Source organism: Vibrio casei (assembly GCF_002218025.2).
Classification (GTDB): Bacteria; Pseudomonadota; Gammaproteobacteria; order Enterobacterales; family Vibrionaceae; genus Vibrio; species Vibrio casei.
In genome coordinates this window covers 1,122,112-1,143,569 of record NZ_AP018681.1, presented here as the reverse complement: position 1 = coordinate 1,143,569, position 21,458 = coordinate 1,122,112, and the positions used below count along the sequence as shown (strand labels likewise).

Annotated in this window: 25 protein-coding genes and 1 pseudogene; 20 read left to right on the top strand and 6 right to left on the bottom strand. The window is 40.6% G+C overall.

Annotation, left to right across the window (positions count from 1 at the left end):
* The first annotated feature begins 138 nt into the window (after positions 1 to 138).
* From VCASEI_RS18205 to VCASEI_RS18195, 3 genes are read left to right on the top strand one after another with little or no spacing between them, the layout of a single operon-like run.
* On the top strand, positions 139 to 1,191 hold the full coding sequence (locus VCASEI_RS18205) for a FecCD family ABC transporter permease (protein WP_086960053.1): 1,053 nt from the start codon (positions 139 to 141) through the stop codon (positions 1,189 to 1,191).
* 2 nt (positions 1,192 to 1,193) lie between these two features.
* On the top strand, positions 1,194 to 1,976 hold the full coding sequence (locus tag VCASEI_RS18200; protein WP_086960054.1) for an ABC transporter ATP-binding protein: 783 nt from the start codon (positions 1,194 to 1,196) through the stop codon (positions 1,974 to 1,976).
* 21 nt (positions 1,977 to 1,997) lie between these two features.
* Positions 1,998 to 3,233 (top strand): MFS transporter, encoded by a 1,236-nt coding sequence (locus VCASEI_RS18195; RefSeq protein ID WP_086960055.1) that lies wholly within the window; start codon positions 1,998 to 2,000, stop codon positions 3,231 to 3,233.
* Between the two features lie 3 nt (positions 3,234 to 3,236).
* Here the strand turns inward: VCASEI_RS18195 and VCASEI_RS18190 are convergent, their stop codons facing one another.
* Positions 3,237 to 3,512 carry a hypothetical protein gene (locus VCASEI_RS18190; RefSeq protein WP_086960056.1) on the bottom strand — a complete coding sequence of 92 codons (276 nt, stop codon included), beginning with the start codon at positions 3,510 to 3,512 and terminating at the stop codon, positions 3,237 to 3,239.
* A gap of 220 nt (positions 3,513 to 3,732) precedes the next feature.
* Here VCASEI_RS18190 and VCASEI_RS18185 point away from each other — a divergent pair, with 220 nt between their 5' ends.
* The 4 genes from VCASEI_RS18185 to VCASEI_RS18170 all read left to right on the top strand — a co-directional run bounded on the left by VCASEI_RS18185 (position 3,733) and on the right by VCASEI_RS18170 (position 7,335).
* Positions 3,733 to 4,218, top strand: a complete 486-nt coding sequence (locus VCASEI_RS18185) for a GNAT family N-acetyltransferase (protein ID WP_086960057.1) — start codon at positions 3,733 to 3,735, stop codon at positions 4,216 to 4,218.
* 30 nt (positions 4,219 to 4,248) lie between these two features.
* The gene (locus VCASEI_RS18180; protein WP_086960058.1) at positions 4,249 to 4,773 is read left to right on the top strand and encodes a DUF2937 family protein; all 525 of its coding nucleotides are present in this window, start codon (positions 4,249 to 4,251) and stop codon (positions 4,771 to 4,773) included.
* 86 nt (positions 4,774 to 4,859) lie between these two features.
* The gene (locus tag VCASEI_RS18175) at positions 4,860 to 5,663 is read left to right on the top strand and encodes a MetQ/NlpA family ABC transporter substrate-binding protein (protein WP_086960059.1); all 804 of its coding nucleotides are present in this window, start codon (positions 4,860 to 4,862) and stop codon (positions 5,661 to 5,663) included.
* A gap of 128 nt (positions 5,664 to 5,791) precedes the next feature.
* Positions 5,792 to 7,335 (top strand): IS3 family transposase gene (locus VCASEI_RS18170; protein WP_110957763.1). Its coding sequence is split into 2 segments (ribosomal slippage): positions 5,792 to 6,257 and positions 6,257 to 7,335, totalling 1,545 coding nucleotides; the frame shifts between segments, so codons are not numbered across the junction.
* 79 nt (positions 7,336 to 7,414) lie between these two features.
* Here the strand turns inward: VCASEI_RS18170 and VCASEI_RS18165 are convergent.
* A complete protein-coding gene (locus tag VCASEI_RS18165; protein ID WP_086960060.1) occupies positions 7,415 to 8,362 on the bottom strand; it encodes a LysR family transcriptional regulator in 948 nt (315 codons plus the stop codon).
* Positions 8,363 to 8,457: 95 nt separating this feature from the next.
* Here VCASEI_RS18165 and VCASEI_RS18160 point away from each other — a divergent pair, with 95 nt between their 5' ends.
* From VCASEI_RS18160 to VCASEI_RS18145, 4 genes are all read left to right on the top strand, one after another.
* Positions 8,458 to 8,892 carry a DMT family transporter gene (locus VCASEI_RS18160; protein ID WP_086960061.1) on the top strand — a complete coding sequence of 145 codons (435 nt, stop codon included), beginning with the start codon at positions 8,458 to 8,460 and terminating at the stop codon, positions 8,890 to 8,892.
* A gap of 9 nt (positions 8,893 to 8,901) precedes the next feature.
* Positions 8,902 to 9,369, top strand: coding sequence for a DMT family transporter (locus tag VCASEI_RS18155; RefSeq protein ID WP_086960062.1), 468 nt, complete (start codon positions 8,902 to 8,904; stop codon positions 9,367 to 9,369).
* 173 nt (positions 9,370 to 9,542) lie between these two features.
* Positions 9,543 to 10,016, top strand: a complete 474-nt coding sequence (locus VCASEI_RS18150; protein WP_086960063.1) for a peptide-methionine (S)-S-oxide reductase — start codon at positions 9,543 to 9,545, stop codon at positions 10,014 to 10,016.
* Positions 10,017 to 10,082: 66 nt separating this feature from the next.
* Positions 10,083 to 10,625, top strand: a complete 543-nt coding sequence (locus VCASEI_RS18145) for a GNAT family N-acetyltransferase (RefSeq protein WP_086960064.1) — start codon at positions 10,083 to 10,085, stop codon at positions 10,623 to 10,625.
* A gap of 145 nt (positions 10,626 to 10,770) precedes the next feature.
* Here VCASEI_RS18145 and VCASEI_RS18140 read toward each other — a convergent pair whose 3' ends face one another.
* Positions 10,771 to 12,111 carry a sigma-54 interaction domain-containing protein gene (locus VCASEI_RS18140; RefSeq protein WP_086960065.1) on the bottom strand — a complete coding sequence of 447 codons (1,341 nt, stop codon included), beginning with the start codon at positions 12,109 to 12,111 and terminating at the stop codon, positions 10,771 to 10,773.
* Positions 12,112 to 12,411: 300 nt separating this feature from the next.
* Here VCASEI_RS18140 and VCASEI_RS18135 point away from each other — a divergent pair, with 300 nt between their 5' ends.
* The 5 genes and pseudogenes from VCASEI_RS18135 to VCASEI_RS18115 form a co-directional block, all read left to right on the top strand.
* Entirely contained in the window at positions 12,412 to 12,960 is a 549-nt protein-coding gene (locus VCASEI_RS18135; RefSeq protein WP_086960066.1) for a BON domain-containing protein, read from the top strand.
* A gap of 48 nt (positions 12,961 to 13,008) precedes the next feature.
* Positions 13,009 to 13,179: a DUF1328 domain-containing protein gene (locus tag VCASEI_RS18130; protein WP_086960067.1), complete on the top strand. Its 171-nt coding sequence runs from the start codon at positions 13,009 to 13,011 to the stop codon at positions 13,177 to 13,179.
* Positions 13,180 to 13,188: 9 nt separating this feature from the next.
* A complete protein-coding gene (locus VCASEI_RS18125; protein ID WP_086960068.1) occupies positions 13,189 to 13,386 on the top strand; it encodes a hypothetical protein in 198 nt (65 codons plus the stop codon).
* A 75-nt stretch (positions 13,387 to 13,461) separates the two neighbouring features.
* Entirely contained in the window at positions 13,462 to 13,890 is a 429-nt protein-coding gene (locus VCASEI_RS18120; RefSeq protein WP_086960069.1) for a hemerythrin domain-containing protein, read from the top strand.
* A 111-nt stretch (positions 13,891 to 14,001) separates the two neighbouring features.
* A pseudogene (locus VCASEI_RS18115) lies at positions 14,002 to 14,667 on the top strand (dual specificity protein phosphatase family protein); the annotation flags it as partial.
* A 585-nt stretch (positions 14,668 to 15,252) separates the two neighbouring features.
* Here the strand turns inward: VCASEI_RS18115 and VCASEI_RS18105 are convergent.
* Positions 15,253 to 15,684: a DUF2383 domain-containing protein gene (locus VCASEI_RS18105; RefSeq protein ID WP_086960071.1), complete on the bottom strand. Its 432-nt coding sequence runs from the start codon at positions 15,682 to 15,684 to the stop codon at positions 15,253 to 15,255.
* Positions 15,685 to 16,020: 336 nt separating this feature from the next.
* Here VCASEI_RS18105 and VCASEI_RS18100 point away from each other — a divergent pair, with 336 nt between their 5' ends.
* Genes VCASEI_RS18100 through VCASEI_RS18090 form a run of 3 tightly spaced genes read left to right on the top strand, consistent with a single transcriptional unit; the run spans position 16,021 to position 16,998 of the window.
* Positions 16,021 to 16,269 (top strand): hypothetical protein, encoded by a 249-nt coding sequence (locus VCASEI_RS18100; protein ID WP_086960072.1) that lies wholly within the window; start codon positions 16,021 to 16,023, stop codon positions 16,267 to 16,269.
* Between the two features lie 41 nt (positions 16,270 to 16,310).
* A complete protein-coding gene (locus VCASEI_RS18095; protein WP_086960073.1) occupies positions 16,311 to 16,805 on the top strand; it encodes a hypothetical protein in 495 nt (164 codons plus the stop codon).
* The gene (locus VCASEI_RS18090) at positions 16,786 to 16,998 is read left to right on the top strand and encodes a hypothetical protein (RefSeq protein WP_086960074.1); all 213 of its coding nucleotides are present in this window, start codon (positions 16,786 to 16,788) and stop codon (positions 16,996 to 16,998) included. Before VCASEI_RS18095 ends, VCASEI_RS18090 begins: the two co-directional genes overlap by 20 nt.
* Before the next feature lie 71 nt (positions 16,999 to 17,069).
* On the opposite strand, the gene gcvP is transcribed toward VCASEI_RS18090, so the two are convergent.
* On the bottom strand, positions 17,070 to 19,949 hold the full coding sequence (gcvP, locus tag VCASEI_RS18085; protein WP_086960075.1) for an aminomethyl-transferring glycine dehydrogenase: 2,880 nt from the start codon (positions 19,947 to 19,949) through the stop codon (positions 17,070 to 17,072).
* A 103-nt stretch (positions 19,950 to 20,052) separates the two neighbouring features.
* Positions 20,053 to 20,433 (bottom strand): glycine cleavage system protein GcvH, encoded by a 381-nt coding sequence (gene gcvH, locus VCASEI_RS18080; protein ID WP_086960076.1) that lies wholly within the window; start codon positions 20,431 to 20,433, stop codon positions 20,053 to 20,055.
* A gap of 392 nt (positions 20,434 to 20,825) precedes the next feature.
* On the opposite strand from gcvH, the gene VCASEI_RS18075 reads away from it, so the two are divergent.
* Positions 20,826 to 21,416 (top strand): helix-turn-helix domain-containing protein, encoded by a 591-nt coding sequence (locus VCASEI_RS18075; RefSeq protein ID WP_162621109.1) that lies wholly within the window; start codon positions 20,826 to 20,828, stop codon positions 21,414 to 21,416.
* The last annotated feature ends 42 nt before the right edge of the window (positions 21,417 to 21,458 follow it).

Below are 21,458 nucleotides of genomic sequence, written 5' to 3'. Positions count from 1 at the left end.
ATACTAATTGATGTTGATATTAATTATCAATACTATTCGTCTTTGTGTGTAGCTTAGTCGTTTTTATCGATATTCATCAAGTGATAATCGCTTAATTGCACATACGTTATGAAGGTATTTAGGTAAGGTAAAAAATAGATGCAAGCCGATTTGTTATTACAAGCTGTTGCACAACAAAGAAAAAGCGAGCGTCGCCGAGTGACCACGATTTTGTTGTTTGTGGCGATATTATTAGGTTCATTTATCTTTGATATTATGACCGGTCCATCGATGCTTAATGTGTCGAAAGTGTTGTATGCACTACTTGAATTTATCGGGTTACCTTTCCAAGTCGAACCGTCCACACAAATTATTGTGACTAACCTTCGCTTGCCGATTGCTTTAATGGCCATCGTAGTTGGTGGCGCGCTAGGTGTCGGTGGTGCTGAAATGCAAACCTTATTGAATAATTCAATGGCAAGCCCTTATACGCTAGGCATGGCGGCGGCTGCAGGGTTTGGCGCCGCGTTAATGCTTTATATTGGTTCACTCGGTTTAAACAGTGATTACGCCGTGCCAATTGGTGCATTTGTGTGTTGTATGCTGTCGGCCTGTTTCTTATTTGCATTAGCGTCAATGAGGCATATTAGCTCTGGTCAGTTGATCTTAGCCGGTATCGCTCTGTTGTTTTTGTTCCAATCTTTACTGTCCCTTGTGCAGTTCATCTCTTCGCCTGAGTTAAGTCAGCAAATCTTATTCTGGCTGTTTGGTAGTTTATCTAAATCAACCTGGTCTAATTTAGCGATTGTAACGGCGGTTGTGATTGGCGGAACCTACTTCCTACTACAAGATGCTTGGAAGCTAACGTCATTAAGACTCGGAGAAGAACGCGCGAAAAGTGTTGGCGTGAATGTCGCTAGGTTGAGGTTGAAGATATTATTCATTGTCGCATTGATGACCGCCACCGTAACCAGCTTCGTTGGTATTATTGGCTTTATCGGCATTGTGGCGCCTAACATTGCCAAAATATTAGTAGGTGAAGATCAACGTTTCTTCCTGCCATTATCTTTCTTAATCGGTGCGTTTTTGTTATCAACCGCATCAGTATTATCCAAAATTATCGTTCCCGGAGCGCTTTTCCCGATCGGGATTGTGACCGCCATTATTGGGGTTCCTTTTTTCTTCTGGCTGATTATTTTCAAAAGAGGTTAAGCATGCTTTCGGTACAGTCTTTAACGACATCTATTGGTGACTTAACCTTAGCCAATGGTTTAAGTTTTGATTTAAAACCGGGCCAAGTGACGGCGATTTTAGGCCCGAATGGCACTGGTAAAAGTTCTTTATTAAAAACGTTATTTGGTGATATCAAACCGACGAGTGGTGACATTTCCTTTAACGGCGACCATCTTTCAGGGCAAGCATTATCCAAGTGGCGTAATCGCTTTGGTTACATGCCACAAGACATCCATTTAGATGTCAATTTAACGGTTATCGAAGTGGTGTTACTCGGGCGGCTTGATGCGCTCAGTTTATCGTTGAGTGAAGAAGTATTAAAAGAAGCGATTCGTATTTTGGATAATATTGGTCTTGCTGAGTTAGCCAATCGCGATGTTCGCACCCTTAGTGGTGGGCAACGGCAGATGATTTTGTTTGCTCAAGCTTTAATGCGTAAGCCTGAAATTATGATGCTCGATGAGCCGGTCAGCGCCCTCGATTTACACTATCAGCATGTCTTGCTTGAGCATTTATCGTATGAAACCGTGAAGCAGAAATACGTGACGGTAATGGTGTTACATGATCTAAATCTAGCGGCTCAATATGCTGATAACCTGTTAGTGTTAAAAGGTGGGGAGTTAGTCAGTGTTGGCCACCCAACCCAAGTGCTGACGTCATCGTTAATCAAAGACATTTATGATGTGGACGCTAATGTGATTGTTGATGATAGCGGTCGACCTTTTGTTAGAACGTTACGTTCAAAAGTCCAACGTGTTGCGTAAACTTAAGAGTCTAGCGAATTGATGAAATCGACACAGTTTTTAAAAGATTGGGCTTTGCTATCGCCGGCTAGCCGTGTGCTAGTTTTTAATGCCTTTAGTTTTAATTTAGGTTTTTATATGTTGTTGCCGTATTTGGCGCAGCACTTACAAGATCTTGGTTACAGCAGTTGGTATGTCGGCTTAATTATTGGGTTACGAGTGTTAAGCCAGCAAGGTCTGTTTCTGGTTGGTGGCACACTAGGCGATAAATTTGGCTATAAACGCCTTATTCTAATTGGTTGTTTGGTTCGTATTGCTGGATTTTTATTATTAGCAGTCAGTAATGATTTTTCTTTGATTGTGTTTGGCGCTTTCCTTACGGGATTTGCTGGCGCGTTATTTACTCCGAGTAGTCAGGCTTATTTGTCGATTGAATATCCCGATCATGCTGAACGAAACCGGGTGTTTGCACTGCAAAATTTATGCACAGAAATCGGTAAATTAACTGGCCCAGTGATTGGCTTAGCGCTGTTTACTATTAGCTTTAGTGCTGTTGGTTATTGCTCTGCTTTTCTGTTTTCTATTCTTTTTATTCTGCAATGGTACTACCTACCAAAAGAGCAGCAACACGTTCAAGACGCCGCGCCTCAAGCATTTTGGGTGGAGTGGCTAATGATGTTAAAGCATCGGGCATTCATGCGCTTTGTGCTGGCAGCCTCGGTATTTCAAATACTTTTCCACCAATTGTACTTATCGATTCCCAATGAAGTGAAAATTCAAACTGGCGATCCTTCTTATACTACCTTGGTATTTTTAACCTCTTCGATATTGGGCGTGTTATTACAATTACCGATTAGCCGTTGGATTGAAAAGCATTTAGGTATCGCAAAAGGTATGGGTTATGGCATGGCGATCATGGGTTGCTCTTTCCTTGCATTGAGTGTGCGCATTGAAGGTTACCCAGCCGTTTCTTTTATCTTGTGTGCCAGTTTATTGAGTATCGGTTCAATGATGGTGTACCCATTAATCGGCGCGCATATTCCACGCTATGCTGGGTCTAACAATATTGCCAGTTATTACGGTCTGTATTCTTGTATTGGGGGCTTTTTTGCTTTTATTGGTAATTGGGGGGCGGGTTGGCTACTGGGCTTGAATGGCTTTTCATCGATTTGGCTATGGGTGGTGTTTGCTCTATTAGGCATATTTTCTGGGTTGAGTTTATTTAATCAAGTGAAGCATACTCCAACTGCAACCGTAGCCACCGCTGAGTTGAAATAAAGATCAAAGAATATTATTACGCACTAAGCCACGTTTAACGTTTTTGCACAACTTGCCAAAGCGGCGGATTTCATCAAACTGAGGAGTCACGCCGCGTTTTAACGCACTCTCCCAATAACAAAGCTCTGAATCAACCAGTTCCATCAGCTTCTTCGGACAACCAATACAATTGCCTTCTGTGCCACAAACAAAAGTCTCTTCTTCATAAAGTGGGAATGTTTTTTTCGCTTCGTCAATGATGAGTTGCATTGCTTCTGTTCGGTCTGGTTTGTGATTCATAACCCCTCCATTTATTAAGGTTATGATACGCCTCGAACCAGCAAGGCAACATTGAACTTTGTGGGTAGATTGAGGTTAATCATCAATATTTTCATCATGATGTCATTTCCACTTTCATCATTTAACCGCAAACTTACCTTAAAGCATTATGCTTTTCCTTCCCGTGATGTATTCTCGTTAAACGTTGATTACAAATGCCTTGGTGAGATAGGAGTGAAACATGGTTACCATTGAACAATACACACCAAAAAAATCAGCTCAAGTCGCTCCTCTTAAAGTGCAACCAGAGCAGGTTCAATTTACCATCAGCGATGTTTTGAGCGTTATCGAACAGCTTGATGATCACGAACATCCGCATTTAATTCTCGATGATGGCGTGGTCGTTGGTTTCTTTCTATTGGATATGAACTATCTGTCTAATCAAGCATTCGACGTCGAAATAGACTCACATTCTGCTGCGCTTGGTATACGCGCTTTATTAATTGACGAAACCTTTCAAGGTAGAGGAATTGCCACTCAAGCATTACAGGCATTACCCGATTATTTGAAACGTGCATACTCAGAAAAAACTGCCGCTTACCTTACTGTTAATTGCCGCAATGTGGCCGCGTATCAATGTTATTTAAAAGCAGGATTTCAAGATACAGGCAATCTTTACCACGGTGGGCCTGTGGGGCCGCAATATATAATGACATTGAGTTGGTAATGATTTAGCCATCAGGGAGAGGAACTATTAATGAAAAAGATCATGGATTATCTCAAGCTTGCTGTGTTGATATTAGGCGTGTTAATGGGAGTGCAAATTCCGGGATTTGTTAGCCAATATGGTCAAAATCTTGATGCTCGAGTAGCGGAATCGTTAAAAGGTTTATCACAATTTCAACAAGATGCTGATCAATTCTTTAATGGCAACATTGACCTGCTACTCAAGCACTACGCTCGTAATCAAGATCCGGTAATTGTGGCAGGTGGACAAAGCATCAGAGCTCTAGTTGCCAGGAATCAACGACTCACTCAGGCACAAATGACTTTTCATCAATCAATATATAGCCCTTATTTTCAGGTGTTCGTTAGTCCTATTACTGAAATTCGCGATGATGTTTGGAACCATTATGAGTATAAAGTGATTTTAAATGGTGAAGCGATTAGTATAGGGATTGGGTTTGGTTTGTTGGTGTTGGCTGTATTTGAATTTGTATTTTTCTTTTTAGGTTTGATGTTTCAACCTAGATTTAGATGGCATCGAAAAATGACGCGTTAATTAGTTATAAAACTATTATGAATATTTAGAGGTTCAATGTATCCTATTTATAGATGTCTATACGGCTATTTTATGAAAGGGATATTATGAAATTCAATCAAACAATCATTACACTATTGTGTGCTTTACCGTTATTAGTTGGCTTAACGGCCTGTGGTGAAAAAGATAATAATACGATTAAAGTGGGTGCAACTGCGGGGCCTCATGCTCAAGTAGTAGAAGCTGTCGCAGAAGAAGCTGCAAAACAAGGTTTAAACGTTGAAGTTGTAACGTTTTCCGATTACATCACACCTAATGCGGCTTTGGCCGATGGTACGATTGATCTTAATAGCTACCAGCATCAACCTTTCTTAAATAATTATAATAACAACAATGAAAAGCAACTGGTGTCCATTGGCCGTTCTATTTTAATGCGCATGGGCATTTACTCTGACAAATATCTCTCTCTCGCTGATTTACCTGAAGGCGCTACCATCACTATTCCCAATGATCCGACAAACAGTGGTCGTGGATTGCTATTACTTGAAGATGCAGGCTTTATAAAACTCAAACCTGGGCTAGGCGATAAAGCGACGATTTATGATGTGGTTGAAAACCCGAAAAAATTCAAATTTATCGAAATGGATGCCGCGCAGTTACCACGTACATTAAGTGATGCAGCCGCTTCTGTCATCACGATGAACTACGTCATGTCATCAGGCTTAGATCCGAAGAAACAGGGCCTGTATTTTGAAGCCAAAGATGCTGAACTGGCCGTTATGGTTATTGCTGCACGAGAAGCAGATAAAGACAATGCAACCTATAAGAAGTTTGTTGAAATCTACCATTCAAAGCCGATTCAAGCTTTTATTGATACTACGTTTAAAGGCACGATTGAGCCCGCTTTTTAACAATACGATCTGAGAGTCATTGAAGAAAATAAAACGAGTATATCGATTGGGTATTCTCGTTTTCCCTCTCTGTCAGACTAGTTGTCGCGCTTAATATTCAACCATTAAACAGAGGGCGTGGAGTAACAATGAAACATTATTCAGCGCAAAGCAAAGAGTCGGCTCTTCAGAAGATGATGCCTCCAAATAATATAGCAATAGCCCAATTATCAATCGAGATGGGGATTGGTGAATCAACCTTGTATAATTGGCGAAAACAAGCAATTGATAAGGGGCATTTAGTGCCAGGTGATGGAAAGAATGCTGAGCAGTGGTCATCAGCAAATAAATTCTCAGTCGTGTTGGAAACAGCCTCTTTAAATCAAGCTGAGTTAGCGGAATATTGCCGAGGCAAAGGTCTTTATGTGGAACAAGTATCGGCTTGGCGAAATGCGTGTATAGATGCAAACGCTAACGTTAAAGAGCAAGAAAAAGCCTTCTCCACCGAAACAAAGAAAGATAAAAAACAGATCAATCAATTAGAAAAGGAGCTACGTCGAAAAGATAAGGCACTCGCTGAAACCGCAGCACTATTGGTGTTAAGAAAAAAAGCAAATGCGATCTGGGGGGAAGCCGAGGACGAATGATCCTCGACTCAGCTCGCATTCAAGCAGTTAAACTAGTTAATGAAGCTGTGAGTTCTGGTGCGCCAAAGTTTAAAGCTTGCCGTGAACTTGGGATCAGTGTCCGGACGTATCAACGTTGGACTGTTGACGGGAACATAAAAACAGATGGTAGACCAATATCTCAGCGCCCTGAGCCAAAAAATAAGCTATCAAAAGCAGAGAGAGATAACATATTAGCCATCGTTAATAGCGATGATTTTAAGAGCTTACCACCAAGCCAAATCGTCCCTACATTAGCAGATGAGGGTATTTATCTTGCTTCTGAATCAACATATTATCGTGTTCTTCATGAAGAAAAACAGCAAAACGCTCGCGGACGTAGTCAGATAAAAGAGAGAAAAGTACCGACGACACACTGTGCTACAGGGCCAAACCAAGTGTGGTGTTGGGATATTACTTGGTTACCAGGCCCCGCTAAAGGGCTGCATTTTTATTTATATTTGATACTCGATATATTTAGTCGAAAGATTGTTGGATGGGAAATTCATGATGACGAATCAGCAGAAAATGCATCAATATTAATTAAGAAAGCTCATTTAAAAGAAGGAGTTAAAGATAATCCTCTGGTACTGCATTCGGATAATGGAAGCCCAATGAAAGGCTCATCAATGCTTGAAACACTTTATAGTTTAGGTGTCGTGTCGTCTTTTAATCGTCCTAGGGTGAGCAATGATAATGCTTATGCTGAGTCGATATTTAAAACGTGTAAATATCGCCCTGACTATCCGTATAAAGGGTTTTCAACAATTGATGAGGCGCGTAGTTGGGTGTTGAAATTTAGCCACTGGTATAATTTTAACCACAAACATAGTGGCATCAAATACGTCAGCCCACATCAAAGGCATTCAGGATTAGCGGGTGACATATTGGCTAATAGAAAAGAAGTTTATCAAGGTGCTAAAGATGCTCACCCTGAGCGCTGGAGCGGTAATATCCGTAATTGGGATTTACCAAAAGAAGTGTACTTAAACCCTGAACAAAATAGTGTCAAGGCTGAGAGTGCATAACGTAGTGATCGCGACAACTAGTTTGACAAACACCGTTTTTTATTATCTTTGATTTCTAAAAAGGTACCCTTGTTTACCCTTACGACAATTTCCAATACGGTGGTGAGCCATAAATTTCAATAAAATAGTCGATAAATACTCGAACATTTAATGGTGGTCTACGTGTATTAGGGTAAATAGCGGTGATATTTTGTGAACTTGTTTTTATTGTTGGCTGGTAATGATTAAGTAGTGATATTAAATGACCACTTTGTAAGTGATCGCCGATGAGCCAATCTGGAAATAGTACAATTCCAGCATCATTTAATGCAGCGATCAGTAAACTTTCTGCATTATTAGACACCAAAGTCGGTGAAATATTTTGTTGCCTCCATATCGATTCTTCGGTGTGATTAGGATCTAAAAATAGCCAACGATTTTGGCCGGAGTAGCCGCTGTAAGTCAGACAGTGGTGATGAATCAGATCTACGGGCATATTAGGTACACCATGTTTGGCTAAATAAGTCGGGGAGGCCGCTAAGTGATAAGACTGGCTTCCCAGAATACGAGCATGAAATGATGAATCCGCCAGTGAGCCAATTCTAAAAATCACATCAGCAGCGTCAATATGCGGGTTAATGAAATCATCCGTTTGAGTTAATTCAACTTGTACTTTGGGGTATCGATTTAAAAATCCTCCAAGCCAGGGAGCGATATGCTTTTGGCCAAAGAAAACCGGGGCATTAACCCTTATTAATCCTCTTGGCTCGGTTGTCCTATCTTGTAATTCATTACGGACTTTATTGAGCTGGTCTGTCATTGTACGAGCATAATCATTAAAAATTCTGCCTGCCTCGGTGGGTATTATGGCTCTAGTATTTCGATAAAAAAGAGGCTGACCAAGTGCCTCTTCCAATTGAAGGATCACTCTCGATACCATGGATGGGGAGACCCCTTCGCGACGAGCTACCACCGAGAAACTCTTGCTTTCATACACTTGAATAAAAAATTTTAAAGCTCGTACATTGATAGCGTTGACGTCGTTCATTTGTGCTATTCCTGCAAAGGTGTTTCACTAATTATCCCATTTTTTGTATGCAATCACTAGGCTATGATGCTCGGTTTATTGATAGGAGTTCATTTATGCAATTGATTTTAATTTTGTTTGTCATTATGGGGGGAATGGGACTCTCAGTTGAAGCTGGTTTACTTGGCCCCTTAGGCTCAGAAGTTGGCGAATTATGGGCCACATTAAGTATTTTTGGGGTAGGTGCCGCGTTAACATTTATCTTGATGTTATTTTTTAGTCCTCGTAATTGTCCATCATTTTTTGTTCAACCTTCTTGGACACTTTTGGGAGGGATCCTTGGTCCTGTGTATGTCGTCATACTGACAATAACGGTACCTATCATAGGGATAGCCATGACCATGATCGGCATTCTTATGGGGCAGGTGGCGAAAAGTCTCATTATTGATCATTATGGGCTTTTTTCGACTCAGCCGCGTCCGATTGATCGTCAACGATTTATTGCGTTGGCTTTTATAATTGCTGCACTCGTTCTTATGGCACAAGGTTAGGTGAAATTGATGATAGTTATAATGATAATGTTAGCCGTTGTAGGTGGCGCAACACTGAGTATACAAGCGGCAATTAATGGTCAACTTGGTAGTAAAGTTGGGGTTTTTCGTTGCGCATTTTTAACATTTTCTCTTGGTGCTTTGGTAACAGGGTTATTAATTTTTTACTTTGAACCGAAACAAAGCATGACTTTGTTGGATGTGCCTAAATGGCAATTACTAGGTGCCATGTGCGGCGTGCCCTATATTGTGATCATGGTCTTTGCTGTGCAACGAATTGGGACAGCAGTGGCGACGGTAGCTGTTATTTTTGGTCAACTACTGATGAGTATGTTAATTGATAATTTTGGTTGGTTTGGTAATGAAGCGCTACACTTTTCCAACAGCCGAATTGGCGCGGTGATTTGTTTAGGTATTGCGTTGTACTTTATCTACTCAAGCAGCAAGCATGAAGTAGAAGGTCAGAGTGTAAGGTAGAACGCATATTATCTCAGTAGGATGAGGTGATATATTATGGTCGCGACTGCGCGATAAGTTCCCATTACATAACATCCTATTAATGTGGTGAATACTTTCGAGTTCAGAGTTCATTTATCTTATAAATCTTGATAGAGTCCGCTCAGTATCAATCCTTGAGGTAAAGTGTAACGATGGAAGAGATTTTTTTTGCTGGTGGTTGTTTGTGGGGCGTACAAGAATTTATGCGCCATTTGCCTGGTGTTGTTGTGACGGAAGCGGGAAGAGCAAATGGCTCATCGGATACCACTGAAACGGATTATGATGGTTATGCTGAATGTGTACGAACCCAGTTTGATCCACAAGAAGTGTCGCTTAAAGAGTTAATGGATTATTTTTTTGAAATCATTGACCCATACAGTGTGAATCGTCAAGGAGACGATGTAGGGGAAAAATATCGCACTGGTGTGTATAGCCGCGATGCCAAACACTTAGCGGCGGTTAGAGGTTATATTAAATCCAGACGTGATGCGCATCAGATCGTTGTTGAAATTAAGCCACTGACAAACTATGTGAAAAGTGATGATGAGCACCAAGACCGACTAACGTTAAACCCGGGTGATTATTGCCATATTCCAATCGAACTGTTGCATAAATACCGTTCATGATGAAGCATGAATGACCTTATGATAGTCACTCTATAATCAATCCGCGTTAGTTTTAAGGGGGGATTTATGTTCGTACTAGAAGTGGATAGTGAATTAAAATTGGCGCTTATTGAGCCATCATTTGCCAAGCAATATCTTGACATTGTTTCAAGCCAACAAACGTATTTATCTCGATGGTTAGCTTGGCCACCTTATGCAAAAACCGAAGATTTCTTTTTGAGGTTTATCCGGAAATCTTTGCTTGATTATGCCGAAGGAAAAAGCATGACTTGCGGTATTCTCTATCAAGATAACCTAGTGGGTAATATTAGTTTTAATACCATTAATCACAGTTTAAAAATGGCCGAAATCGGTTATTGGTTAAGTGAAGTTCATCAAGGTAAAGGCATTATTACTCGTTCGGTGACTAAGTTTATTGATATCGCCTTTACGGATTTTGGTCTTGAGAAAGTTCAGATTGCCGCGGGTGTTGAAAATCAACCTAGTCGTAGCGTGTGTGAACGTTTGGGGATGAAGCTTGAAGGCACTATTTCTCATCGTGAAAACTTGAATGGTCGTATTATTGATCATGCGGTTTATGGATTGCTGAAAGCGGAAAGTGAATATTAAGAATACATTTGTAATGTTTATAAATGTATATGTAAAACGAGGATTCCCTCACAAGCATAGAGCCACAGCTTCTTAGAGAGTGAAGGATTCTTATCGGAAATAGTGATATAAAATATTCACTATTTACTGATTACATAAGGTCGGTTTACTCGTGGTATTTATCTAATTTGTTATAAAGCGTTTTAACACTGATACCAAGGTCTTGCGCGGTCTCGGTCTTATTACCTAGATTTTCTTCTAGTGTATTGATGATTGCCGCTTTCTCTATTTCTTCAAGAGGGACGCCTGCTGGAATCATCTCTTCCATCGTGGTGCCAGTTTCAAGAGGTGGTGTATCAAAAATTAAGTGCTCTTCTTTAATAATATCATCTGCGAGAATGAATGCTCGTTCAATTGAATGCTTTAATTCTCTGACGTTACCAGGCCAATTGTGGGCAGCAATTTTTTTGATTGCAGAATTTAAAATCGTTTTTGATGCGGTTTCATTGGCATTACGGTGAGCAATAAAATGCTTGGCTAGGCTGACAATATCACCGTCTCTTTCGCGTAAAGGCGGAACCTGAATTGGGAAATGGGCTAGCCTAAAATATAAGTCTTCACGTAAATATTGCTCTTCAATCGCCACCTGTGGATCCCGGTTGGTGGCCGCAATGATTCGAGTATTGGCCATGTTTACGCTATTACTGCCAACCGGTCGGTATTCTCCAGTCTCTAATACGCGTAATAATTTAACCTGATGTTCGATTGGCATTTCGGTGATTTCATCAAGAAATAATGTCCCCCCTTCTGCTTGTTTAAACACACCTAGATGTGCTCGGTTTGCTCCGGTAAATGCACCTTTTTCATGGCCAAACAGTTCGCTATCCACGAGTTCTGGGCTAATTGCGCCACAGTTAATTGCTACAAACGGGCCATTTTTACGCGCACTGGCGAAGTGGACGGTTTGTGCCACTAACTCTTTACCCGCGCCACTTTCACCGACAATAAGAATATTGGCTTCGGTTTTTGCAACACGTCTGATGGTTCGGTAAAGCTTATGCATTGGTTTGGATGAGCCAACTAACATGCCGAATTGGTCTAAGTCGCTGGTGGAAATCTTGCGCCCTTCTTCTTGCTTTTGCTGAAAGTATTGAGCGAAGTCGCTAAGAGTGTCTTCGAGGATAGAGATGTTGACGGGAGTACGGTAATGAAAGATAGCGCCATGATTCATTAGCGTATCTAAATGTGGATTTGGGTTACCAGAGCTAATGAGGATCAAATCCATATCGTCGATGTCATCGGCGTTAGACAGTGCGTCCAAATCTTCACTGGTAAATTCAGAAATCTCAACAATGGCAGCATTCGGCTTCAATTGTTGTAGCTTATCAATCCAATGCGTATTCGTGTCACTTTGTGTTACTGCAAATTTTGATAGCTCATCGAGAGAGCTAATTTGAGTGAGTAATGGCCCATCTTGTACGTCTAAAAACAGTGTAGGCAATGACATGATCGCGCTCTCTTAGCAAGGCTGAATAGGGAAGGAAACGAGAATGAGAATAGCATGAAGCATTTAAAATATGAATGTATTGCTAGGTATTCCTATCTTGGTGGGGGCTTTGGTGGGAAGACAGTTAAATCTACGATGAATAAAAAGTACAGGCCACCCATGTAAATAATACATGCTTGGCTAAGGTGATGATTTCAAATGACATGGTATTTTATTTTATTTTCAACTAAAACAATGAGTTAAAGTGTTGGTATGATGGTTGCTTGTTTGTAATAGTAATTAAAATCAAAGGAGTAAGTAATGAAAAATATCGCAGCTAAAATTGCACTAACGACCGCCATTGCCGCTACATCTACATCAGCACTTGCCGTAAATACGTGGGAAAAAGAATCGATGGATGCATGGATTGATGGTAAAGCTGAGACGACTCTCCTACTCAATACCAATTTAAATTCTTTTGATATCAATACCGCTGTTAAAAATAAAGAAGTAACGCTGACTGGTTCGGTTGATAATGATACTGAAAAAGCGCTAGCGGAAGAATTGGTGTCTGGTTTAGAAGGCGTCGATTCGGTAAATAATGAGCTAACGGTTTTAAATAAATCGGATAAAAAGAGTAACGATACGACCGATATGTTAACCGATACTAAAATTACGACGGTTGTGAAAACACGCTTATTAATGGATACCAATGTCAGTGGTACGGATGTTCAAGTTGAAACAAAAAATAAAGAAGTGACATTAACCGGTTCGGTAAAAACGGATGCAGAACATGATCTTGCGCTTTCTATTGCCAAGAACACCACCGATGTTGATAACGTTATCGATAAATTAGAAGTGATGAAGTAACCCTTTAATTTTATCTCAATCATTAAATAAAAATATGGAAGAAGAATCATGATTCGCTGGGCTTTAATCTTTTTAGTTGTGGCATTAATTGCTGCGGTATTGGGTTTTGGTGGTATCGCTGGCGCAGCGGCATCAATCGCAAAAATTCTATTCTATATATTTGTTATTTCATTACTTATTTCAGTGGTAATGATCTTAATTAATAAAAGTAAGCGTTAGGAGTATTTTATGAATATTAAATCTATTGGTTATCGTTTTTTAGTCATTCTTGGTATGGCATTTGCGTTAGCGGCATGTAGTGATGAAGGTCCTATGGAAAAAGCCGGTGAAAAGATTGATGACACGGCTGAACAAACTCAAAACGCAGTAGAGGATAGCTGTGAAAATGTGAAAGAAAGTTTGGATGCAGAAGACCAAGATTGCTAACTTATGACGCTAGGAGTGCAATGAGATAATCCAACCCTGATGAATCACAACTATCAAGATAGGTAGGCATTAACGATGAAGAATATATTTGATGTACTCAAAGACAGCCATGAAAAACAAAGACTCTTAATGGATGCGATATTACAAACCAGTGGCGATACACAAGCAAGGCGAGAATTTTACGCTAGCTTAAAAGATGAATTAACCAAGCACGCTGCGGCGGAAGAGCGACACTTCTATGCTCCTTTAATTCAGAGTGATCAATCCATTGATATGACTCGACATGGTATCGCAGAACATCATGTTATCGATAAAGTGATTGCGCAGCTTGATTCAACAGACATGTCATCACCAGGTTGGTTAACCTTGATGAAAACGCTGCAACATAAAGTTGAACATCACTTGGAAGAAGAAGAGAAAAGCTTTTTCCAAACTGCTGGTAAGGTTCTTGATTCGGAGCAAAAAGAGACGCTGGCTCGGAAGTACGAGCGTGAAGTCGCTTAATGTTGGATTGTTTGGCTATATTGCTTGGCAATGAATTTTTCTGAAATAAATAGGGCTCTTAATATGAGCCCTTTTTTCTTCACTGACGAATTAGGAAATAGAGCCCTTATTATGTTTATTATTAAATATTATATTTTGATCGCCATCGCCTGTTTACTGGTTGCAATATGGATTCCCAATATAGTCTTGAGTGTACTTTTCTTCTGGTGTTTTCTATCGATGTCTCTCGTCAGTATTGCATATATCTTCGATATTCCTGCCATTTTTAGAAAACGTCAGAATGGTAAAATTGCGCGGTGGATTCGATGGGCATTTATTCCCTTTTTATTAGCGATAAAAGTTTATAATGCATGGGTAATAAAACGAGATAAAGTTGATCCAATCCAAAAAGTAGGGCAAAAATTATATGTTTCTCGTCGCTTATTTCCTTCCGATTTATCTTATTTAAAAGAAAACAATATCACGGCCATTGTCGATGTTACCGCGGAATTCGTCGGGCTAGAAAGTGCCATGACCGATGACCATTTTCACTATTTTAATATTCCTGTTCTCGACCACAAAGTCCCTTCTTTAACTCGCTTGCGACATACCCTTAATTGGATTGATACTCAAATGAATCAGTCACGAGCAGTAGTTGTCCATTGTGCGCTAGGTCGAGGTCGTTCGGTGTTTGTGGTGGCGGCTTATTTATTAGCTAAAAACCCTTCTTTAAGTGTTGAGCAAGTGTTAAAGCAGATCAATGATGTTCGAAATACTGCAAAACTGAATAATCTTCAACGCAGAAAAAACAATAAAATAGCCACTTATAAAAAAGTACCACGTTTAGTTAACGTGGTGCTTTTTTATAGGCACTGTGTTTATAGGTACTTTGACATTTCATCATTCTCAATTTGTAAGGCGGCCACCCAGTAGGAAAGAAAGGCTGATAGGGATTTATTATTGAGCTTTTTCATGCTGACTTTGAGAAAAAGGATTAGCTCTACATTATTTTTATACATATCATGATAATTATTCAGCTTTCTGATTGGCGTTTGTATGATTAAATTAGAATCGTTTTGATGACTGAATGTTTTGGTGATTTCGTCAATCATGGATTTTTCTATTTTAATAAAGCGATTCGCTGACCGTGATATATTTTGATTTGAATTATACGATAATAGGTCGGCACAAGATGAGTAGTGGGCTTTAATATGAGATAGAACGAATTCTACCCCTTTATAGTGGATTAATTGTGTTGAATGGTGATGTCCTTCCAATAACATAATGGTGCTCCTTTGTGATCGTATTTACGTTTTAGTCATTGGCGCTATTTCGCCTAGTTCCTTGATTTCAACGTCTCAATCACAGTGAAAATAACAGGGTTTACTGAGCCATATACATCTTGTTTATTTTTTTATGGCATCTTTTCATTTCATCTTTGACTGTAATGAGCTTTCCTCTACCTTCCCATTGTGGATCTTGCTCTAGCAGATTTTCGATATCTAACAATATTTTGCTTTCAACACCTTTTAATTGTCTCAGGTATAACGCATCTTGATTTTGGTGTGGATTTTCCATCATGTCGATATATCGTTCACGCGCTTTTATTGTGTATGACACGGGAGTGTCATCTTGAAACTCTGTAGAACGATGGAACAAAGGACGCAGTTTCATCGTGGCGCACATTTTAACGCTATAAATATCAAAGAGTGTTTTGACTAAGCGTTGATCATTCATATTGTTAATGGCCTTCTCATAAATAATATTGCCACTTTCAATTAACTCAATGATGGAAGTAATGTCATTGTTCTTCATGGTGTTCCTTTTAAATTAAAATCTATCCTAATGATTACAGCACGTTTCATGCCAACTCTATCGGCATAAAAACAAGGACTTTGAGACATGTTTTGAGTTCTTTTTGAATCGGAAGTGTAAAAAGTACATTTTGGTATGAAGAGGCATGAAATTATTACAGGAAAAGTATTTAGAAGGTTACTTAGGAGGATGAGAAGCTCATAAAATTAGGGCTTTTCATTGTTGGCATGATCTTCGCTACATTATCTTCGTAAGCGGATTAATAACAGTAATATTGTGAAAAAAAGAAATACTCACAACGATTATTTCTAACTGAAAAAACAACGGAGATATTTTATGCCTAATTCAAATGCGAAAACGACAGAACAAAAACAGAATATTGAAGAAGCATACCAAAAAGCAGAAAAGGCGACCGTTGAGGCGGTTGATCAGCTTAAGGACCAAGCGGAAGAGAAGCTTGCTGCTGGTTCAGAGAGTGTTAAGAATGTGACATCCCAAGCTGAAAGTATTATTAAACAGCGTCCATTATTAAGTATTGGTTGTGCCTTTCTTGCTGGCTGGGCAGTTTCAAAACTTATTAAATAATCCCTAGGTTCAAGTGCGATTAAGTGAAAGAGGCCAATACCATGCAGACAAATAATAAGACTGATTTTTCAGATGAAACGTCTGAGACAATCCAGAAGAAGGTGATTGAAGATATAGAGCAGTCAGCATCTGAACTGAATGGTTTGTGGAAAGTATTTAGTCAACTTCAAACTCAGACTAAACAATGGTCAACGTTAACTTTCGAATTGTTCTTATTGGAATTGAGTAACAGTATCGATGTGGTCAAGCGTTTAATTGTTTGTCAGATTCTCTTTATTAGTTTGCTGGTATTGTTTCTATTTAGCGCATCTGTCGGGGTCGGAGTGGTAACATATTACTTCACGGCAAGCTTAATCATCAGTTATGGCGCCTTTTTATTCGCTTTGTTTGTCATATTGGCAGGTCTTGTCCGATATCAACAATACATCATGCAATTTATGGGCTTCAAGCAAACGGTGGCACAAATAAAGGAGGGGCTTGATGTCTGTACTCAGCAAGCGTCAAAGAGCAATCCAGATGAGAAGGCTAGAAGGTAAAAATACGGCTAGGCAAGGACAACTTTCCCTTGAATTACTAAAGCTTAAAAGCAAAGACTATTTTGAAAGGCGACCGCTTCATGTCTTGGGCATTACATTGCTCGGTGGGATTGTTCTCCATAAAACGAAAGGGTTACAAAGTTCGATGATCGGATTTAAGCAATTCAGTTTATTGTTTGATTTAATCAAGTAGCTGTGAAGTATAAGAAGCGAGCACTCAAATTGAGTGCTCGCTTTGTTTTATTGGCATAGTAATGTGAGGATTTATTCGTAACTCTCAATACTCGGACACGAACAAATCAAGTTACGGTCGCCGTAAACGTTATCGACACGGTTAACGGTTGGCCAGTATTTTGAATCTTTTGTTTGTCTTGATGGGAAACACGCTTCTTCACGCGTGTATGGATGTTCCCAAGTTTCACTCATTAAGTCGGCTTGGGTGTGTGGCGCATTAACTAACGGGTTGTTGTCTAACGGCCATTCACCTTGCTGTACTTTATCCATTTCTTGGCGAATTGCGATCATCGCATCACAGAAACGGTCCAGTTCAGCTTTATCTTCGGATTCGGTTGGCTCGACCATTAACGTTCCCGCGACAGGGAAGGACATCGTTGGTGCGTGGAAACCGTAATCCATTAAGCGTTTTGCAATGTCTTCTTCGCTAATGCCGCTGGCTTCTTTTAGTGGGCGAATATCGATAATGCATTCATGGGCAACACGACCATGATCACCACGGTAAAGCACTGGGTAATGTGGACGCAGGCGCTCCATGATGTAGTTAGCATTTAGGATGGCAATTTTGGTGGCTTCGGTTAAGCCTTGTCCGCCCATCATAGAAATATAGGCCCAAGAGATAGGAAGAATTGAGGCACTACCAAGATCGGCGGCAGAAACGGCGTAGTCTTTACCCACCACACCATTTTCAATATGGCCAGGAAGGAAAGGGGCAAGGTGAGATTTAACACCGATTGGACCCATTCCTGGGCCACCGCCGCCATGTGGGATACAGAAGGTTTTGTGTAGGTTAAGGTGTGAAACATCGCCACCAATGATGCCTGGATTGGTCAGGCCAACTTGTGCGTTCATGTTTGCACCGTCTAAATACACTTGCCCGCCAACAGCATGTACCATTTGGCATACTTCACGTACGTTTTCTTCAAACACGCCATGAGTGGATGGGTAGGTGATCATGATGCTTGAAATATTGTCTTTGTGTTTTTCGATCTTATCGCCTAAATCGTTCAGATCAACGTTGCCTTGTTGATCGCATTTTACAACAATGACTTTCATTGAAACCATAGACGCTGTTGCTGGATTAGTCCCGTGTGCCGAGCTTGGGATTAAGCAAACATTACGGTGACCTTCGCCACGGCTTTGGTGGTAGCGTTGAATCGCAATTAAGCCCGCGTATTCACCAGATGCGCCAGAGTTAGGTTGAAGCGAAAATTCATCGTAGCCGGTAATTTCACACAATTGTTTTCTTAATGAATTGGCTAATGCAGTGTAGCCTGCTGCTTGTTCTATTGGTGCAAATGGGTGGATAGAACCAAATTCTGGCCATGTAACAGGGATCATTTCAGCTGCGGCATTTAATTTCATGGTACAGCTGCCAAGCGGGATCATACCGTGTGTTAATGAGAAATCTTTGTTTTCCAGTTTTTTCAAATAGCGCATCATTTGGGTTTCACTGTGATGCGTATTGAATACAGGATGTGTTAAGAAGCTTGAACTACGACGGCAGTTTTCTGGGATAGCCGCAAACTCATTGGCTGCAATGTCAGATGAGAAGTGGCTGACTGGCCATTCTACACCGAAGACGGAGAATAAGGCTTCAATATCTTTGGTGTTAGTTGTTTCATCTAAGCTTATACCAAGTTGCGTTGGGCTCTTGCGTAAGTTCATACCAGCATGTTGAGCGGCTTGGTATAAACGCTCAGTTTGTTCTTGGCTATCAATAGTGATGGTGTCAAAGAACGTTTGATGGACTAATTCATAACCAGAATGTTTTAAACCTGCGGCTAATACTGCGGTGAAGTGATGTGTACGACGAGCAATGGTACGTAAACCTTCTGCGCCGTGATAAACCGCGTAGAAAGACGCCATGTTAGCGAGCAATGCTTGCGCAGTACAAATATTGGATGTCGCTTTTTCACGGCGGATGTGTTGCTCGCGCGTTTGCATTGCCATGCGAAGAGCTTGATTGCCTTTGCTATCAATGGAAACGCCAATCACACGACCAGGCATTGTTCGCTTGTGTTTTTCACGAGTGGCCATGAATGCCGCGTGCGGGCCACCGTAACCCATTGGTACGCCAAAGCGTTGCGCTGAACCAATCACCACATCTGCACCCATTTCGCCCGCAGGTTTTAATAAAGCACATGCTAATAAATCGGTAGCTACCGTGACTAATGTTTTGTTGGCTTGCGCGGCGGCAATCACATCGGTTAAGTCACGAACTTCACCGGAGGTGCTTGGGTATTGAAGCAGAGCGCCAAAAACGTCTTGTTGCGCTAAGCTGTCGATATCACCAATCACCACATCAAAACCAATGAATTCTGCGCGTGTTTTTACTACTTCAATGGTTTGAGGATGAACATCGTTGGCGACAAAGAAGATATTACTTTTACTTTTTCCAGCACGCTTACAAAGCGTCATGGCTTCGCCCGCGGCGGTCGCTTCATCAAGTAGTGATGCATTGGCAATGTCCATGCCAGTTAAATCCATGACCATTTGTTGGTAATTGAGTAGAGACTCCAAACGGCCTTGTGAAATTTCCGGTTGGTATGGCGTGTAGGCCGTGTACCAGCCTGGGTTTTCTAAAACATTACGCAGAATAACGTTAGGGGTAAAGGTATTGTAGTAACCCTGTCCAATGAAGGTACGCTGTACTTTGTTAAGTTGCGCGATGCCTTTAATTTTCGTCAGCATATCCGTTTCGCTCATCGGTGCTTCAAGCACCATTGGATCTTTTAAGCGGATATTCGCTGGGACGGTTTGTGCAATCAGTTCATCAAGGCTATTTGCTTTGGTATCGCTCAACGAATTGATGATATCAAGCATGGCTTGTTGATCGTTTGAATTGGGTCCGTTGTGGCGCCCAATAAATTCTTGGCTGTTACTTAGCTTATTGATTAGATTTGTCATTGTGTTACCTGAACTAAAGTAAAAGCCAGCGAATGGAAATAAGCTGACTTTTTAATATTGGATTGAAAAACAGCCAGTGACTCAATGAGTACTGGCTGTTTCATTAATCTTCTTCGATGCTTGCAAGATAATCTTCAGCAGCTTGAAGGTTATCAAGTTCAGAAGGGTCATCTAGTTTGATTTTTGCAATCCAACCGCCTTCATAAGACTCGCTGTTAATCAGTTCTGGGCTGTCTTCTAGGTCTTCGTTGATTTCAACGATTTCACCCGTTACAGGAGCATAAATATCAGACGCGGCTTTTACCGATTCAACTAAAGAAAAACTGTCGCCAGCGTCGATGGTGTCGCCTACTTCTGGTAGATCCACAAATACGACGTCGCCTAACATTTCTTGAGCGTGCTCAGAAATACCGATGGTTACGGTACCATCACCATTATCACGAACCCACTCGTGGCTTTCGGTAAATTTTAGAGTCATGTCCATTATTCTTGCTCCTAAAAATAGAATGTATTTCTAATCAATGCATTAAAAGCAATCGTTTGCGCCAAAGATAACAGAGCGATTGCTTTTGTAGTGTAGTCATTGAATATGTATTTAAAAAGAACGGTGATTTTTCTCGTCGTTCCTTACATGCCTTTGCCAATAACATACTTTTCAAAAGGTGATTATTCAACTAAAAGTTTCCTATAGGAAACAAGATTTCCAATTTTGTTATCTACCGCACCTTTTAAGAAACACTTTCCCTTTAATCTGCCTTTTTGAATCGGTAGTATGGCAATGCAATCGATTGCTTGTGTGTTTTTGTTCAAATAGCGAACAGTTGACTTATGGATTATGCACGATAGGGGATATCAGTGAGTTTAGAATCTAGCCACATGGCATTTCAGTCAGACGACTCAGATCAAACATTAACGCCATTGAATTTAGGGCAGCGTTTAAAAGATATTCGTTTGCAAATGGGGCTAACGCTTGAAGAGGCGAGTAAGCGGACAGGTTTAGCTCGCTCTACTTTATCGAAAATGGAAAATGGGCAGATTTCACCTACTTTCCAAGCATTGCAAAAATTAGCTACTGGGTTAGATATGCCTATTCCACAAATCTTTGAACCGCCAAAGCAAGCTAGTGCTGTCGGGCGCAGGGATATTACATTCGCGGATCAAGGTAAGCCTCACCCAACTACAACATATGAGCATGAGCTACTTGCTACCCAACTTTCGAATAAACGTATGGTGCCGTTTAAAAGCCGCATTCGATCTCGTTCGTTTGATGATTACCAAGAATGGATTCGCCATGATGGGGAAGAGTTTTTATTGGTGCTAGAGGGGGAAGTGCGCTTCTACTGTGAATTCTATGAACCAGTGGAATTGAAAGAAGGAGACAGTGTTTATTACGACGCGAGCATGGGCCACACCTTAATTTCGGTTAGTGAAAAGGATGCATTAATTCTGTGGGTGACAGCAAAATAAGATTATTGTTGTAACTTTGTTAAAAAAACTGGTGTTTTTTCA